Annotated in this window: 11 protein-coding genes; 7 read left to right on the forward strand and 4 right to left on the reverse strand. The window is 67.5% G+C overall.

Features of this window, described 5'->3' with window-relative positions:
• Positions 1-70 precede the first annotated feature (70 nt).
• Positions 71-1,801 carry a carbamoyltransferase family protein gene (locus AC6RIC_RS06870; RefSeq protein ID WP_499735610.1) on the reverse strand — a complete coding sequence of 577 codons (1,731 nt, stop codon included), beginning with the start codon at positions 1,799-1,801 and terminating at the stop codon, positions 71-73.
• 287 nt (positions 1,802-2,088) lie between these two features.
• Here AC6RIC_RS06870 and AC6RIC_RS06875 point away from each other — a divergent pair, with 287 nt between their 5' ends.
• Positions 2,089-4,245, forward strand: coding sequence for a mechanosensitive ion channel domain-containing protein (locus tag AC6RIC_RS06875; RefSeq protein ID WP_499735611.1), 2,157 nt, complete (start codon positions 2,089-2,091; stop codon positions 4,243-4,245).
• 20 nt (positions 4,246-4,265) lie between these two features.
• On the opposite strand, the gene tlpA is transcribed toward AC6RIC_RS06875, so the two are convergent.
• Complete coding sequence (gene tlpA, locus AC6RIC_RS06880) at positions 4,266-4,892, reverse strand: thiol:disulfide interchange protein TlpA (protein ID WP_499735612.1); 627 nt, start codon at positions 4,890-4,892, stop codon at positions 4,266-4,268.
• A 30-nt stretch (positions 4,893-4,922) separates the two neighbouring features.
• On the opposite strand from tlpA, the gene argH reads away from it, so the two are divergent.
• From argH to AC6RIC_RS06900, 4 genes are all read left to right on the forward strand, one after another.
• Positions 4,923-6,308: an argininosuccinate lyase gene (gene argH, locus AC6RIC_RS06885; RefSeq protein ID WP_454655655.1), complete on the forward strand. Its 1,386-nt coding sequence runs from the start codon at positions 4,923-4,925 to the stop codon at positions 6,306-6,308.
• A gap of 243 nt (positions 6,309-6,551) precedes the next feature.
• Complete coding sequence (gene lptM, locus AC6RIC_RS06890; RefSeq protein WP_454655656.1) at positions 6,552-6,815, forward strand: LPS translocon maturation chaperone LptM; 264 nt, start codon at positions 6,552-6,554, stop codon at positions 6,813-6,815.
• Between the two features lie 102 nt (positions 6,816-6,917).
• Entirely contained in the window at positions 6,918-8,207 is a 1,290-nt protein-coding gene (gene lysA, locus AC6RIC_RS06895) for a diaminopimelate decarboxylase (protein ID WP_454655657.1), read from the forward strand.
• A 145-nt stretch (positions 8,208-8,352) separates the two neighbouring features.
• Complete coding sequence (locus AC6RIC_RS06900; RefSeq protein WP_499735613.1) at positions 8,353-11,076, forward strand: TIGR02302 family protein; 2,724 nt, start codon at positions 8,353-8,355, stop codon at positions 11,074-11,076.
• 129 nt (positions 11,077-11,205) lie between these two features.
• Here the strand turns inward: AC6RIC_RS06900 and yddG are convergent, their stop codons facing one another.
• A complete protein-coding gene (gene yddG / locus AC6RIC_RS06905; RefSeq protein ID WP_499735614.1) occupies positions 11,206-12,063 on the reverse strand; it encodes an aromatic amino acid exporter YddG in 858 nt (285 codons plus the stop codon).
• A 168-nt stretch (positions 12,064-12,231) separates the two neighbouring features.
• On the opposite strand from yddG, the gene AC6RIC_RS06910 reads away from it, so the two are divergent.
• On the forward strand, positions 12,232-13,434 hold the full coding sequence (locus AC6RIC_RS06910) for an MFS transporter (RefSeq protein WP_499735615.1): 1,203 nt from the start codon (positions 12,232-12,234) through the stop codon (positions 13,432-13,434).
• Between the two features lie 98 nt (positions 13,435-13,532).
• A complete protein-coding gene (locus AC6RIC_RS06915; RefSeq protein ID WP_499735616.1) occupies positions 13,533-14,771 on the forward strand; it encodes an MFS transporter in 1,239 nt (412 codons plus the stop codon).
• A gap of 71 nt (positions 14,772-14,842) precedes the next feature.
• Here the strand turns inward: AC6RIC_RS06915 and phbB are convergent, their stop codons facing one another.
• Positions 14,843-15,568: an acetoacetyl-CoA reductase gene (gene phbB, locus AC6RIC_RS06920; RefSeq protein WP_499735617.1), complete on the reverse strand. Its 726-nt coding sequence runs from the start codon at positions 15,566-15,568 to the stop codon at positions 14,843-14,845.
• Between the last annotated feature and the right edge of the window lie 36 nt (positions 15,569-15,604).

Genomic DNA, 15,604 nt, shown 5'->3' on the forward strand with positions numbered 1-15,604 from the left:
ACAAACCAGCCTGAGACCAGCGATTTCGCGTGATCTGACCGATCAACGCGACGGATCGATCGCCCGTCGGCTATTTCACCAGCAGCCAGTCTTCGATCACCAGCGCGTCGAGCCCGCTCGTATAGAACATCAGGATCGCGTCCTCCGCCGTGTGCAGGATCGGCTTGCCCATGATGTTGAACGAGGTGTTGAGGATCACCGGCACGCCCGTCAGGTCATGGAAGGCCGAGATCAGCGCGTGGTAGCGCGGATTGCGCTCGGCCGTGACGCTCTGGAGCCGGCCGGTCGCGTCCTCATGGACCACGGCCGGGACACGGTCGCGGACAGCTTCCTTCCAGACCAGCGTGCGCTCCATATAGGGCGCGTCCTGATAGGTCTCGAACCAGTCGGCGGCGTGCTCGGCCAGGATCGAGGGCGCGAAGGGCCGGAACGCCTCGCGGTATTTCACCTTGGCGTTGAGGATGTCCTTAGCGTCGGCAGGGCGCGGATCGGCGATGATCGAGCGGTTGCCGAGCGCGCGCGGGCCGAACTCGGCGCGGCCCTGCACCCAGCCGATCAGCTTGCCCTCGGTCAGGAGCTTGGCCGTCACCGGCGCGATCTCGCCGGGAGAGAGCTTGCGCAGGCGCTTTTCCCAGAGCTGCATGCGTTCGAGGGGCTCGGTCGAGACTGTCGAGCCGAGATAGGGCGTCAACGGCCCCTTCGGCGCGTGCCAGCCGGGATTGGCCTCGGCATGGGCGAGCCAGGCAGCCCCGATCGCGTTGCCGTCGTCGGCGGGGGCGGAGGGCACGAAGACCGTCTTGAAGCTGTGGCGGCCGGCGATCTTGCCGTTGAAGGACGAGTTCAGCGCGCAGCCGCCGGCCAGGACGAGGTTTTCAACTGGCACGAGCGCTGCGGCTTCGCCGAGCAGTGCTTCCATCATTTCGGCGAAGACGTCCTGCCCGCAGCGGGCGAGATCGGCCCAGCCCTGGTCGAGCGCATCCGCCGGGCGCTTCGCCAGGATCTCGGCGGCGACGCCCTGCACGATATCCGCCTTGGCGAAGGAGAGCTTGTGGCCCTCGATGCTGTAGAGCTTGCGCAGCAGCGCCATCAGCTCCGGGTCGGTCTTGCCATAGGGCGCGAGCCCCATGATCTTCCATTCCTCGCCCTTGGCCTGGTCGAAACCGGCGAGATCGGTGACGAGCCCGAAATAGAAGCCGATCGATTCCCGCCCACGGTGGCGCTTCACCTCGCGCAGCTTGCCGTTCTCCAGCGCGAAGATCGCGGAGGCGCCGGTCTCGCCCATGCCGTCGACGACGAGGCAGGCGGCGTTGTCGAAGGGCGAGGACCAGCAGGCATAGGCCGCATGGCTGAGATGGTGGCCATAGCGCTTCAGGCCGGTGACATTGGCCTTGCCATAGGCGCGGTCGAGCCCGAGCAGCACGCCCATGCCGGCGCGTTGCTGGCCGAGATGGAGCGAGGCGATCAGGGCGCGCTCGGCGCGCTCCGGCACCAGCGAGCGGTTGAGCTCGGGCGAGAGCTTGAGCAGGGCATCGAGCGTGAAGGAGCCGGCGCGGGCCATCTGGTCGAGGAAGCCGGTGAAATCCTCGCCCCAGCTGGTGGCGATGCGGACCTCGGCATCCTTGGGGATGTAGCGCTTGAGCAGCCCTTCCATGCGCGGCGCCGAATCCGGCTCGCAGTTCGGCGCGCGCTTGTATTGCAGGTAGCGCTCGGTCGCCTCGGCGAAGAGAACCGCGCCATCGGGCCCGATGATCGCGATGGCGGGATCGTGGAAGGTGGTGGCAAGGCCGATCGTATAGGTCATGGCCGAGAGTCAATAACCTCTTCGGCTCCCAGCGCCAATGGCGGTGGCGCCCCCTCCGCCGCGGGTCTATCCGAAGCTGCGTCTGAGTATTCGTGGGATGATTCTGATTGCGGGGCGGTCGAAATTTGAGAGAGCAGGTTTGACCTGCGTGCCTCCGTGCCTAGTATGAAGGAGAATCTTCCCTTCAACGGCGGTGAATTTGTTCGATGAGATTATGGGTATTGGTCGCGGTTGCCCTGATGGCATTTGGCAGTATTGTTTCGGCTCAGGACAGAACTCCGCCTCCAGTGACCACGACTGCCGTTCCCGCGCAGGCGTCCCCCTCGTCGCTCGATGATCTCGTCCGCATTCTCGAGGATGACGGGCTGCGCACCGAGCTGCTGCAACGGTTGAAGCAGCGGCAGGTCGGCCAGGAAAGCGGTGAGGTTGCCGCGGCACCGGCCGAGGCGGAATCCGGCTTCGCCCGCGGCATTGCGGAGTATACCAAGGCGTTCGCCGAGCAGAGCGCGGCCGCCCTGTCCGCGGCGGTTCAGACGTTTCGCCAGCTGGGTAGCGTCGTCTCCGGCCAGTCGCGGTTCGAGATGGTGCGGCTGCGCGATGTCGGGCTGGCGCTCGGCTTCGTCATCGCCGCCATTTTGGGCAGCTTCCTGATGGCACGCCTGCTCGCCGAACGGCTCCAGACGGCCCTGTCCCGCCGGGTCGCCGGCCTTTCCTGGCCGGCGCGGTCTCTCGGCCTGCTCGTCGCGGTCGCCGTCGATCTCGCCGGCGTCGCGCTCGCCTGGGGGGCGGGCTATCTGCTCGTCCTCAACCTGGTCGGCACCACCGGGCGCATCACGCTGGAGCAAACGCTGCTGCTCAACGCCTTCCTGGCGGTCGAACTCGTCAAGGTGGCGATGCGGGCGGTTCTGGAACCGCGCCATCCGGCGATGCGGCTGATGCCGCTCGACGACACCACCGCTGCCTACTGGTACTTCTGGCTGGCGCGGCTGGTCTCGTTGCTGGGCTACACCTTCCTGTTCGTCGCGCCGGTCCTCGGGCTCTATTTGCCGCCTGCTCCGGTTCAGGCGCTCAAGGTCCTCGTCGTGATGAGCGCCCTGGTCATCGCGATCCTGATCATCCTGCAGAATCGCGTTCAGGTCAGGCGCCGGCTGTTCGCGGCCCGTGAGGCCGGCCGGCACGACCTGCTGGCGCAGGCCAGCCACTTCGCCGGGCAGTTCTGGCATGTCGTCGCCATCCTCTATCTCGTCGGCGTGTTCTTCGTCTGGCTGGTCAACCCGCTGCGCGCACTGCCCTTCGTGCTCGGCGCCACCGTCGAGTCGGTCGCCATCGGCATCATCGGCGGGCTGGTGATCGCCTTCGTCTCGCGCCTGGTGAATATCAGCGTGCGCCTGCCGGAGGACGTGCGGCTGCGCCTGCCGTTGCTGGAGCCGCGCCTGCGGGCCTTCGCGCCGCGCGTGATGCAGTTCGTGCGCCTGCTGATCCTGTTCGGCGTGCTGCTGATGATCGCGCAGGCCTGGCAGCTGCTCGACATCCTGGCCTGGCTGTCGAGCGCATCGGGCCAGCGGCTCGCGGGCGCGCTGGTCTCGGCCGGACTGATCGCGCTCATCGGACTGGCGATCTATGTCGCCATGCTGTCCTGGGTCGAGTACCGGCTCAATCCGGATTTCGGCACCGTGCCGACGGCGCGCGAGAAGACGCTGCTCGCGCTCTTCCGCAACGCCTTCACCGTGGCGCTCGCCGTGCTGGTGGTGATGCTCGTGCTGGCGCAGCTCGGGCTCAACATCGCGCCGCTGCTCGCCGGCGCCGGCGTCCTCGGCCTGGCGATCGGCTTCGGCGCGCAGAAGCTGGTGCAGGACATCATCACCGGCGTCTTCATCCAGTTCGAGAATGTGATGAACGAGGGCGACGTGGTGCAGGTCGGCGGCAAGTCCGGCGTGGTCGAGCGGCTGACCATCCGCTCGGTCTCGATCCGCTCGCTTGACGGCACGGTCCATCTCATCCCGTTCTCCTCGGTCGATCACGTCTCCAACATGATGCGCGGCTTCTCCTTCCATGTCGCCGAGATTGGCGTGGCCTATCGCGAGAGCATCCCGGAGGTGAAGGAGGCGATGGAGGAGGCCTTCGAGCGGCTCAGGGAGACCGAGCATGGCGAGAAGATCATCGGGCCGCTGGACATGCAGGGCATCACGGCCTTCGGCGATTCCGCGATCACGGTGAGGGCGCGCATCAAGACGTTGCCGGGCGCGCAATGGGGCGCCGGCCGCGCCTATAACGAGCTGATCAAGGAGATATTCGATCGGCGCGGCATCGAGATCCCGTTCCCGCACGTCACGCTCTACATGGGCGAGGACAAGCAGGGCAAGGCGCCGCCATTGCGTGTGGAAGGACGCGCCGACCGCCCCGCGGCCGCGTTCACCGCCGCAGCGGCGGGCGCGCGGGGCTGAGCGGGCGGGCGCAGGCCGGGTCAGCGGCCGATGGCGGCCTTCATCAGCGCCTTTGCCTCAGTACTCGCCCAGTCGGCCGGCCCCTGGATGATGCCGAGCTCGCAGCCGGCCTTGTCGACGATCAGGCTGACCGGCATGCCCTCGACCTTGTGGGCCGCGCGCAGGACCTGGAAGGTCGCGGCCTGCGGATCGGCGTAGAAGGGCAGGGCGGCGATCTTGTTATCGGCAAGCCAGGTCTTCGGCTTGTCGAGATTGCGGGTGTCGATATTGATCGCGACGACCGCGAAATCCGGCCCGCCCATCTCCTTCTGGAGCGCGTCGAGCGAGGGCATTTCCTTCAGACAGGGCGCGCACCAGGTCGCCCAGAGATTGACCAGCAGCGTCTTGCCCTTCAGCGCTGCCAGCGTCGTCGGCTGGCCGTCGGGCCCTATGAAGGCGAGCGCCGGGGCCGGCTGCGGTCGCGTGCGCAGTTCGACCGCCGCGACCTCGCCCTTGACCAGCGGCTTCATGCGCGCGACCGCCGCGCTTGCCGCGCTGCATGATCCGTTGCCGGCATCGCCCTTGACGGAGTAGAAGGCCGCTACGCCAGCGAGGCCGAGCGCCGCCACGACCCCGAGGGCCAGTCCGATCTTTTTTCCAGACGTCATTATGCGTCCTCAAAAGCAGGAAAGACCGTCGTGAGCAATCGCATGTGGGGTGGGCGTTTCGCCACAGGTCCCGACGCCATCATGGAGGAAATCAACGCCTCCATCGATTTCGACCAGAAGCTCTGGCGCCAGGACATCCGCGGCTCGCTGGCGCATGCGGCCATGCTGGCCGAGACCGGCATCCTGACCAAGGAGGATGTTGCGACGATCATCGCCGGCCTGAAAAAGGTCGAGGGCGAGATCGAGAGCGGCGCGTTCACGTTCTCTCGAGCGCTCGAAGACGTCCATATGAACGTCGAGTCGAACCTCAAGGACAAGATCGGCCTCGCCGCCGGCCGCCTGCACACCGCCCGCTCGCGCAACGACCAGGTCGCGACCGATATGCGGCTGTGGGTGCGCGACACGCTCGACGAGATCGACGGCCAGATGGCCGACCTCCAGCTCGCCATGGCCGAGAAGGCGGACACCTATGCCGGCGCGGTGATGCCGGGCTTCACCCATCTCCAGTCGGCGCAGCCGGTCACCTTCGGCCATCACCTGCTCGCCTATGTCGAGATGCTCGGCCGCGACCGCAGCCGCATCCGCGATGCCCGCGCCCGCCTCAACGAATGCCCGCTTGGCGCTGCCGCGCTTGCTGGCACCTCCTTCCCGATCGACCGGCACATGACGGCGAAGGCGCTCGGCTTCGACCGGCCGACGGCCAACTCGCTCGATTCGGTCTCGGATCGCGATTTCGTGCTGGAGACGCTTTCGGCCGCCTCGATCTGTGCGATGCATCTGTCGCGCTTTGCCGAGGAGATCGTGCTGTGGTCGACGCCGCAGTTCGGCTTCGTCCGGCTCTCGGATGCCTTCTCGACGGGGTCGTCGATCATGCCGCAGAAGCGCAACCCCGATGCGGCCGAGCTGGTGCGCGGCAAGGCGGGCCGTGTCTTCGGTGCGCTGCAGGCCCTGCTGACCATGATGAAGGGCCTGCCGCTGACCTATTCGAAGGACATGCAGGAGGACAAGGAAGGCACGTTCGACGCGTTGCAGACGCTGTCGCTCTGCCTTGCCGCTACCGCCGGCATGGTCCGCGACATGCAGCCCGACCTCAAGGTGATGAAGAAGGCCGCCGGCCTCGGCTACGCCACGGCGACCGATCTCGCCGACTGGCTGGTGCGCGTCCTGAAGATGCCGTTCCGTGACGCGCATCATGTGACCGGGCGCCTCGTCGGCATCGCCTCGGAGAAGAAGGTCGGCCTGGAGAAGCTCTCGCTTGCCGAGATGCAGGCCGTCGAACCTCAGATCACCGAGGCCGTCTTCGCCGTGCTCGGCGTCGACCAGTCGGTGAAGAGCCGCGTCAGCTATGGCGGCACGGCCCCGGCCAATGTCCGCAAGCAGGCAAGGCGCTGGCTGAAGCAGCTCGCGAAGGGCTAGAGCCTGTCGACATCTGACCGTCGCGACTCACGGTTGTCATTCCGGGGCGCGCCGTAGGCGCGAACCCGGAACCCACGACTGGGCGAGCCGCCTGCAACGGACAATAGATGTCTCACTCAGTCGTGGGTTCCGGGCTCTTCGCTACGCGAAGCCCCGGAATGACAGAGGGGCAGTCACAAGCGCTCGCGCTCCGCCGCATCCTCCGCTAAGGTCCCGCCACGTTTCGCCCGAGGGTTCGTTTTCGTGCTTGATTCCCGCCTGAAACTCGGCCGCACCTTGCTGGTCGTCGGCCTGCTGGCTGTTGCGCTCGCCGCCTGCGGGCGCAAGGGGCCGCTGGAGGCGCCGCCCAATGCGACCGGCGCCATCGACCTGCCTGACGACCAGATCGGCGCGAAAGAGAACGATCCGGCCTCGCTGGGCTCGGCCTCCGTGCTGGCGAAGCCGCCCAAGGCCAACAAGGCGATCACCGTACCGGACAAGCCCTTCGTCCTCGATTCGCTGATGTGACGGCCGGCGCCGTCGCGACATTCATACCCTGCGTCGGGCTCAGGTGCGCGCTTCGCTCCGCCCGAGACTGACGCCTGCCTAGCCTGACTGCGAGCTCATCCCATGCATCATTTCGCCTATCGCGACGGCTCGCTCCATGCCGAGGGCGTCGATCTCCAGCGCATCGCAGCCGAGGTCGGCACGCCGGTCTATGTCTATTCGAGCGCGACGATCGAGCGGCATTACAAGCTGTTCGAGGCGGCGATGAAGACGACCGCGCCCGCCGGCAAGGCCCATGTCTTCTACGCCATGAAGGCGAACGGCAATCTCGGCGTGCTGAAGACGCTGGGCGCGCTCGGCGCCGGCATCGATACCGTCTCCGAAGGCGAGGTACGCAAGGCGCTCGCCGCCGGCATCCCGCCCGAGAAGATCGTGTTCTCCGGCGTCGGCAAGAGCGAGCAGGAACTGCGCTTCGCGGTCGAGGCCGGACTCTACCAGGTCAATATCGAGAGCGAGAGCGAGCTCGACCTGCTCTCCAAGGTCGCAAGCCAGCTCGGCAAGCGGCAGGAAGCGGTGTTCCGAGTCAATCCGGATATCGGCGCCGGCGGCCATGCCAAGATCACGACCGGCTCCTCCGAGAACAAGTTCGGTGTCTCCTTCGAGGAGGTCGGCCGGCTGTACTCGCGCGCGGCCAACATGCCGGGCGTGCGGATCATGGGCCTCGCGGTCCATATCGGCAGCCAGATCCGCGAGATCGACGCTTTCGAGGCGGCCTACACCAAGATGGTCGCGCTGCTCGGCGACCTCAGGGCTGAGGGCCACCGCGTCGACCGGCTCGATCTCGGCGGCGGACTCGGCATCCCCTACGATATCCCGAAGACGTTCGACTACGGGCCGGGGCTGATCGAGGCCTATGCCGAGATGGTCGCCAAGGTGACCAAGGGGCTCGATGTCGAGCTCGGTTTCGAGCCCGGCCGCCTGATTGTCGGCAATGCCGGCATCCTGCTGACGCGGGTGCTGCATCTCAATCCACGCCCGACCAAGCAGTTCCTCGTGGTCGATGCCGCGATGAACGACCTCGTCCGCCCGGCGATGTACGAGGCCTATCACGAGATCTGGCCGGTGGCGGAGCCGGCGATCGGCGGGCCGGAGCTGGCCTACGACGTCGTCGGCCCGATCTGCGAATCGGGCGACACCTTCACCACCGGGCGCCAACTGCCGCAGCTCCGCCAGAACGACCTCGTCGCCTTCATGACGGCCGGTGCCTATGGCGCCTCGATGTCCTCGACCTATAACCAGCGCCTGCTGGTGGCCGAGGTCATGGTCAAGGGCGACCAGTATGCCGTGACGCGGCCGCGCCAGAGCTATGAGGAGCTCATCGGTACGGACAAGCTGCCCGGCTGGTTCGCCTGATCGGTCCCACCCAGCACCGCTCCGTTCACGAAAGGCGGAGCGCTGTGCGTTGGCGCCTCTTCGCGCTGGCAATGCCACATTCGCGTGCTAGCCTGACTGGGTCAGGCGAGTTCAGACAGGAATGGGGGCTGCCCGGAGCGATGGCATGAGCGAGGCAGAGCGCCGCAAGGCGCCCGACACGATCGACGGCATCCGGCTGCGGCTCAGCCGTCTCGCGCTGGCCTCGCGCCTCTCGCTCGGCTGGGAGCGGCTCTGGCCGCGGCTCTGGCTGCCGCTTAGCGTCGTCCTCGCCTTCCTTGCTGTATCCTGGTTCGGGCTGTGGACGCATCTGCCCTGGTATGGGCGGATCGTCGGCGTGCTCGCCTTTGCTGCCGCCTTCGCCGCGAGCCTCTGGCATGTCGCTCGCCTCGTCCTGCCGACGCATCGCGATGCGCTGACGCGGCTCGACCGCTCCTTCGCCGACGGCCATCGCCCGGCGTCCTCGCTGGAGGACAATCTCGCGATCGGCTCGGCCGATCCGGTTTCGCAGGCCCTCTGGAAGCTGCATGTCGAGCGCCAGAGCCGGCAGGTCGCCGCCTTGCGGGTGCAGCCGCCGCAGCCGCGCATGGCAGGCCATGACCGGCGGGCGTTGCGCGCGGTGCCGCTGCTCGCCGCCATCACAGGCTTCTTCGTCGCGGGCCCTGAGGTCACGCAGCGCCTCTCCGCCGCCTTCGACTGGAAGGGGCCTTCCGCCATCGCCGCCTCGACCCGGATCGACGCCTGGATCGATCCGCCGGCCTATACGCGCCTGCCGCCGATCCTGATCGACTTCGCCAAGCTGGCGAGCCCGAATCTGAGCGCGCCCGAGAAATCGGTCATCGTCGTGCGCATCGCCGGCAAGACGAGCATGGACGTCGCCACGACCGGCCGGCTCGACCTGATCAAGCCCGAGGCCAAGGAGGGCGAGGGCAAGGATGCCCGGGCGAAGGCCGCGCCCGCAAAGCCGGCCCAGCCGGCCGGGCCGCAGCAGGCGGTTCTGGAGAAGCGCTTCACGCTCGCCGGCAACGGCACGTTGAAGCTCACCGGCAGCGGCGCACCCGGCACCACGCTCAACATCACCTCGGTCGCCGACCAGCCGCCGACCATCGCCTTCACCGATCCGCCGAAGCCGGTGACCGGCGCGCAATCGGGCGGCTTGGGCATCACCTACAAGGCCAAGGATGATTACGGCATCGCCTCGATCGAGGTGAATGTCTCGCGCCCGGACGCGGCCAAGGGCGGTCGTTCGCTGGTCGAGCCACCGAAGCAGAGCCTTGCCGTGCCGTCCTCCGCCTCGGGTGAGGACGAGAACAAGAGCACGGTCGATTTCTCCGCCCATCCCTGGGCCGGCGCCAAGGTCAGGATGGTGCTGATCGCCCGGGACGATGCCGGGCAGGAAGGCCGCAGCGAGCCGCTCGAGGTCGTGCTGCCGCAGCGTACCTTCACCAAGCCGCTGGCTAAGGCCTTGGTCGAACAGCGCCGCAAGCTCGTGATGGATGTCGAGGACCGCTCCAGGGTGCAGCTCGCTATGGATGCGCTGATGATCGAGCCCGGTCTCTTCATGAAGGAGCCCGGTGTCTATCTGGGCATGCGGATGCTGACCGAGCGCCTGCGCCGCGCCGCCGGCGACGACGCCTTGCGCGAGGTCTCCGAGCTGATGTGGGCGATGGCGCTCCAGCTTGAGGACGGCGACATGTCCGATGCCGAGCGGGCGCTGCGGCAGGCGCAGGAGAACCTGCAGCAGGCGCTCGAACGCGGCGCTTCCGAAGAGGAGATCAAGAAGCTCACTGACGAGATGCGCCGGGCCATGGACAATTTCATGCGCCAGCTCGCCGAGCAGATGATGCGCCAGCAACAGCAGAACGGCGATCGCGACCAGGCCCGCCTGCCCGAGAATTTCAGGACGGTGACGCCGCGCGACCTGCAGAACATGCTCGACCGCATCGAGGAACTCTCGAAGCGCGGCGACATGGCCGAGGCGCAGCGTCTGATGGAAGAGCTCAACCGGATGCTCAACAATCTCCAGATGGCGCGCCCCGGCCAGCAGGACCCGCGCCAGCGCGAGATGAACCAGGCGCTCGGCGATCTCGACCGGATGACGCGCGACCAGCAGAACCTGCGCGACGAGACCTATCAGAACGAGCAGCGCCGCCAGCAGGGGCAGGGCCAGACCCAGCGCGGCCAGCGCCCCGGCCAGCAGCAGGCGCGTCCCGGCCAGCGCCAGCAAGGTCAGCAAGGGCAACGCGGCCAACAGGGCCAGCAGCCGGGGCAACAGCCCGGCGAACAGGGTGAGGACGGCGAAGGCGGCGAGGGCATGCAGGGCCAGAACGGCCAGGGGCAGGGCCTCTCGCAGCGCCAGCAGGCCTTGCGCGAGCGCTTGCAGGATCTGCAGCGCCGGATGCGCGGCATGGGCGCGCCGCAGAACGGCGAGCTCGACGAGGCCGAGGATGCGATGCGCGAGGCCGAAGGCCAGCTCGGTCAGGGCCAGGGCGAGGGCGCCCTAGACGCTCAGGGCCGCGCGCTCGAAGCCTTGCGCAAGGGCGGGCAGAACCTCGCTCAGCAGATGCAGGGCCAGCCCGGCGAGGGCGAAGGCGAGGGACAGGCCTATGGCGAGCCGGATGGCCGCCAGCAGGGCCGGCCCTCGGCGCAGCAGCGCGGCAGCGAGGACCCGCTCGGCCGGCCGCAGCGCCAGCGCGACTGGGCTGATGGCCGGGTCAAGGTGCCCGGCGCCGACGAGAGCGCGACCCAGCGGGCGCGGCGCATCCTGGAGGAGCTGCGCAAGCGGCTCGGCGATCCCCTGAGGCCGACGGAAGAGCTGGATTATCTGGAGCGGCTGCTACGGCGGAATTGAGCGAGCCGCACGGCCGTCATGCTCGCCCTTGTGGCGAGCATCCACGTCCTGAACACCGCCCTCGACAAAGGAAGACGTGGATGGTCGGGACAAGCCCGACCATGACGAAGCGTGTCATCGCTTGAGATTCTAGCCCTTCCGCCCACCCCCACTCGCCACCAGCGCCCCGACCACGATGAGCGCGCAGGACGCTGCGAGAAGCCAGCTCGCCGGGGCATAGCCGAACAGCACGAGGATCAGCGTCGAGAGCACCGGCGCGGCATAGGAGGCGACGCCGAGCAGCGCGACGTCGCCCTGCTTCATGCCGATATCCCAGACGACGAAAGCGAGCCCGATCGAGCCGAGGCCGAGACCGAGAACGCCGCCCCATTCGGTCGCGGTCAGCGAGCAGAGCGTGGTCTCGAAGGCGAGATGGCAGGCCAGCGCCGGCACGGCGCAGCCCAGCATCGTCACGCAGAGGCTCTCGGACGGCACATTGGCGAAGCGGCGCGAGGCCACCGAATAGCTCGCCCAGACGAAAGCGCCGAGCGCGGCCAGCACATGGCCGAGCGCCAGCCCGCCGCCGTTGCCGAGACCGCCGGACACCAGAAGGCCGGTCGCCACCAGCCCGATCAGCGCGCCGACGAGATGGCGAGGCTTGAGGCCGGCGCCCGGCAGCAAGGCGGCGAAAAGGACGATCAGGAGCGGCCAGAGGTAATGGATCAGGTTCGCCTCGGCCGCCGGAGCGGTCTTCACCGCGGCATAGTAGAGCGCGGTGTCGCCGAACGGGCCGTAGAGCCCGAGCGCGAAGGAGGCCGGCGTCGGGCGGATGCGCGAGAGCTGCCCGCGCAAAACCGTGATCGCGAGGATCAGCAGGCCGCCGATGATGAAGGTCATGGCGACGAGCTGGAAGGGCGGGACGCGGCCCGACATCGCCGTGAACAGCGCGAGCGTCGACCAGAGCAGGATGGCGCAGAAGCCGATGAGGGTCGCGGTGCGTGCGGTCATGAGGATGCCAGGGTGAAATCCGTGCGGCGATAGCAGGTTTCATGGGGCTTGCCGATGAGGTTAGCTGCGCCTGAGCCCGATGCTGCATTGCAACTCAGCCTTGCAGCCATAGGCGTCATGCTCTCGCCCCCGTTGACCGCAAACAAAAGCAAGGTCATTGCCTGAATTATGACCACGATCCCGCTGCAATCCGCCACTCGCCGTCCGCTGATGCCGGTTCTGGCAGCGCTCAGCGTCGCGCATCTGCTGAACGACCTCGTCCAGTCGATGATCCCGGCGCTCTATCCGCTGTTCAAGGAGAACTATCAGCTCGATTTCGTGCAGATCGGCTTGATCACGCTCGCCTTCCAGGTGACCTCGTCGCTGCTGCAGCCGATCCTCGGCTTCGTCACCGACCGCAAGCCCTGGCCCTATGCGATGGTCGCCGGCATGTGCTCGACGCTGGCGGGCCTCTTGATGCTCTCCTTCGCCCATAGCTACGCCATGGTGCTGCTCGCGGCGGGGCTGATCGGGCTGGGTTCGGCGGTGTTCCATCCGGAGGCGACGCGCATGGCGCGCCATGCCGCGGCCGGACGGCAGGGGCTGGCGCAGGGCGTGTTCCAGGTCGGTGGCCATATCGGCTATTCCGTCGGCCCGCTGCTGGCTGCCGCCGTGGTGATGCCGCGCGGGCAGGCGAGCCTGTCCTGGTTCTCCGGCGTGGTGCTGGTGGCGATGCTGGTGATGGGCTGGCTCGGCGCGCGCTATTCGGCGATGCGGCGCGAGCAGAAGTCGTCGTCGGTGCATGTCGAGGAAAGCGCGAGCCACGGCCTGCCGCGCGGGCGCGTGCTGCTGGCGATGGCGGTGCTGGTCATGCTGCTGATCTCGAAGAACGGCTACACGGCTGCCTTCACCTCCTACTACACCTTCTACCTGATCGAGCGCTTCGGCATCGAGATCCAGCTCTCGCAGATCATGCTGTTCCTCTATCTCGTGGTCGGTGCCATCGGCGTGATCGTCGGCGGCATGATCGGTGACCGGATCGGCCGCGACCGGGTGATCTGGCTGTCGATCCTGGGCTCGCTGCCCTTCGCGCTGATGCTGCCCCATGCCGATCTGTTCTGGACCGGCGTGCTCAGCATCGTCGTCTCCTTCATCATGTCGAGCGCCTTCTCGGCGATCCTGATCTACGCGATCGACCTCGTGCCGCACCGGGTCGGCCTCGTCGGCGGGTTGTTCTACGGCCTGTCCTTCGGGCTCGGCGGCGTCGCGGCGGCCGGCATCGGCCTGCTCGCCGACAAGATCGGCATCATCGAGGTGTTCAAGATCTGCGCCTGGCTGCCGGCCTTCGGCCTGCTGACCTTCCTGCTGCCGAAGGGTACGCGGCAGGGCTGAGCCCTCCCGGGCAGGCTCGACGCATTGAGCCCACATTCGCCGTCTAGCCCTGTGCCGATCGGGCCGACCATAGTCGGCCGCCGCGCAGGGATTGGCCGATGCTGCTTCAGATCGGAACGCTGATCGCCGCGACCAGCCTGGTGCAGCTCGCGAACGGCTTCTTCAACACCTTCCTGTCCTTGCGGCTGACGCTCGAGGATTTCGGCCCGGCCGCGACCGGCATCGTGCTCAGCGCCTATTTCGTCGGCTTCACCATCGGCGCCGTGTCGAGCGGCGGGGTGATCCAGCGTGTCGGCCATATACGCGCCTATACGGCCTTCGCCGGGCTGGTGGTGGTCGCGACCGCGCTGATGCCGCTCTGGACCTCGGCGCTGATCTGGGCGGCCTGCCGGGTGGTGATCGGCATCGGTTGCGTCGGGCTCTTCGTCACGACGGAGAGCTGGCTCAACGCCAAGGCGATGCCGGACCAGCGCGGTCGCATCTTCTCGACCTATATGGTCGGGACCTTCGTCGCGCTGGCGATCGGCCAGCTCGCCGTCGCCGGGCTCACGATCCAGGCGGCAGGAGCGTTTCAGGTCGTCATCGCGCTCTTCGCGCTGGCGCTGGTCATGGTCAGCACGACGCGGGCGGAAGCGCCCGGCCTCAAGCCCGAGGCGAAGCTGCGCTACGGCGAGCTGTCCCGGCAGGCCCCGATCTCCGTCGTCGGCTGCGTGGTCAGCGGCATCGTGACCAGCGCCTTCTACGCACTGGTGCCGGCCTGGATGCTCAGCAATGGCGCGCCGCAGCAGACGATCGCGCTGTTCATGCTGGTCGCAGTGTTGGGCGGGCTCGCCTTCCAGGTGCCGGTCGGGCGCCTGTCGGATCGTAACGACCGCCGCCTCGTGCTGGCGGGACTGGCGGTCGGCTATGCGGCCGCCGTGATCCTGCTGGTGGCGATGCCGCGCTCGCTCCTCGCGGTGCTGCCGGTGGCGGCGCTGCTCGGCGGCTTCATGTCGACGCTCTATCCGGTCTGCGTCGCCCATGCGCTCGATCGGATGCCGGCCGACCGGGTGGTCGCGGTCAGCGGGCGACTGATCCTGGTCAGCGGCTTCGGCTCGGCGCTCGGGCCTCTGGTCGGGGCCGGCATCATGGCGCGTTTCGACATCGACGGGCTGCTCTACTTCATGGCGGCGATCGCGCTAGTGCTCGCGAGTTTCGCCGGCTTGCGCATGCGGATGCGCGAGGCGCCGGACAAGGTCGAGCGGCCCTTCGAGGTGATCGATCCGCTCAATCCGGCGATCACGCAGACACCGGAGGCGACGGAAAGTGACGGCACGCCTCGGCCCGTCATGGCCTGACCGAAAAGCAGAACCGCCGCCCGTTGCCAGGCGGCGGTCCCGAAACGCTCGATCAGGCGCAGCTGGCCCGCTCAGGCCATGTACTGGCCGCCATTGGCGGAGAGAGTGGAGCCGGTGATGAAGCCGGCATCGTCGCTGGCCAGGAACACCACGGCGCGCGCGATCTCCTCGGGCTCGCCGAGGCGGCCAACCGGGATATGCGGCAGGATCGACTTCTCGATCACGGCCGGATCGATCGCCTTGACCATCTCGGTCGCGATATAGCCGGGGCAGATCGCGTTCACCGTGATGCCGGCGCGCGCGCCTTCCTGGGCCAGCGCCTTGACGAAGCCGATATCGCCGGCCTTGGCGGCGGAATAGTTGACCTGCCCCATCTGGCCCTTCTGGCCGTTGATCGAGGAGATGCAGATGACGCGGCCGAACTTGCGGGCGCGCATCCCCTCCCAGACCGGGCGGGTCATGTTGAACAGCGAGTTCAGATTGGTGTTGATCACCGCGTCCCACTGTTCCTTGGTCATCTTGTGGAACATGCCGTCCTTGGTGATGCCGGCATTGTTGACGAGCACGTCGACCGGCCCGAGATCGGCCTCGACCTTGGCGATGCCGGCGACGCAGGAATCATAGTCCGAGACGTCCCATTTATAGGTCTTGATCCCGGTCTCAGCGGTGAATTTGGCGGCAGCTTCGTCATTGCCGGCATAGCTCGCGGCGACGCTGTAGCCGGCCGCCTTCAGACCCTTCGAGATCGCCGCGCCGATACCGCGCGAACCGCCCGTAACCAATGCCACCTTCGCCATAGGCCAGTCTCCCTTTCAGTGATCGGTCCAGATCGT

The sequence above is a fragment of the Allobosea sp. TBD101 genome (assembly GCF_059817965.1).

Coding starts and splice junctions, on each gene's coding strand:
- AC6RIC_RS06870 (WP_499735610.1), bottom strand. CDS start 1,801: ATGACCTATACGATCGGCCTTGCCACCACCTTCCACGATCCCGCCATC.
- tlpA (WP_499735612.1), bottom strand. CDS start 4,892: ATGACGTCTGGAAAAAAGATCGGACTGGCCCTCGGGGTCGTGGCGGCG.
- lysA (WP_454655657.1), top strand. CDS start 6,918: ATGCATCATTTCGCCTATCGCGACGGCTCGCTCCATGCCGAGGGCGTC.
- AC6RIC_RS06900 (WP_499735613.1), top strand. CDS start 8,353: ATGAGCGAGGCAGAGCGCCGCAAGGCGCCCGACACGATCGACGGCATC.
- yddG (WP_499735614.1), bottom strand. CDS start 12,063: ATGACCGCACGCACCGCGACCCTCATCGGCTTCTGCGCCATCCTGCTC.
- AC6RIC_RS06910 (WP_499735615.1), top strand. CDS start 12,232: ATGACCACGATCCCGCTGCAATCCGCCACTCGCCGTCCGCTGATGCCG.
- AC6RIC_RS06915 (WP_499735616.1), top strand. CDS start 13,533: ATGCTGCTTCAGATCGGAACGCTGATCGCCGCGACCAGCCTGGTGCAG.
- phbB (WP_499735617.1), bottom strand. CDS start 15,568: ATGGCGAAGGTGGCATTGGTTACGGGCGGTTCGCGCGGTATCGGCGCG.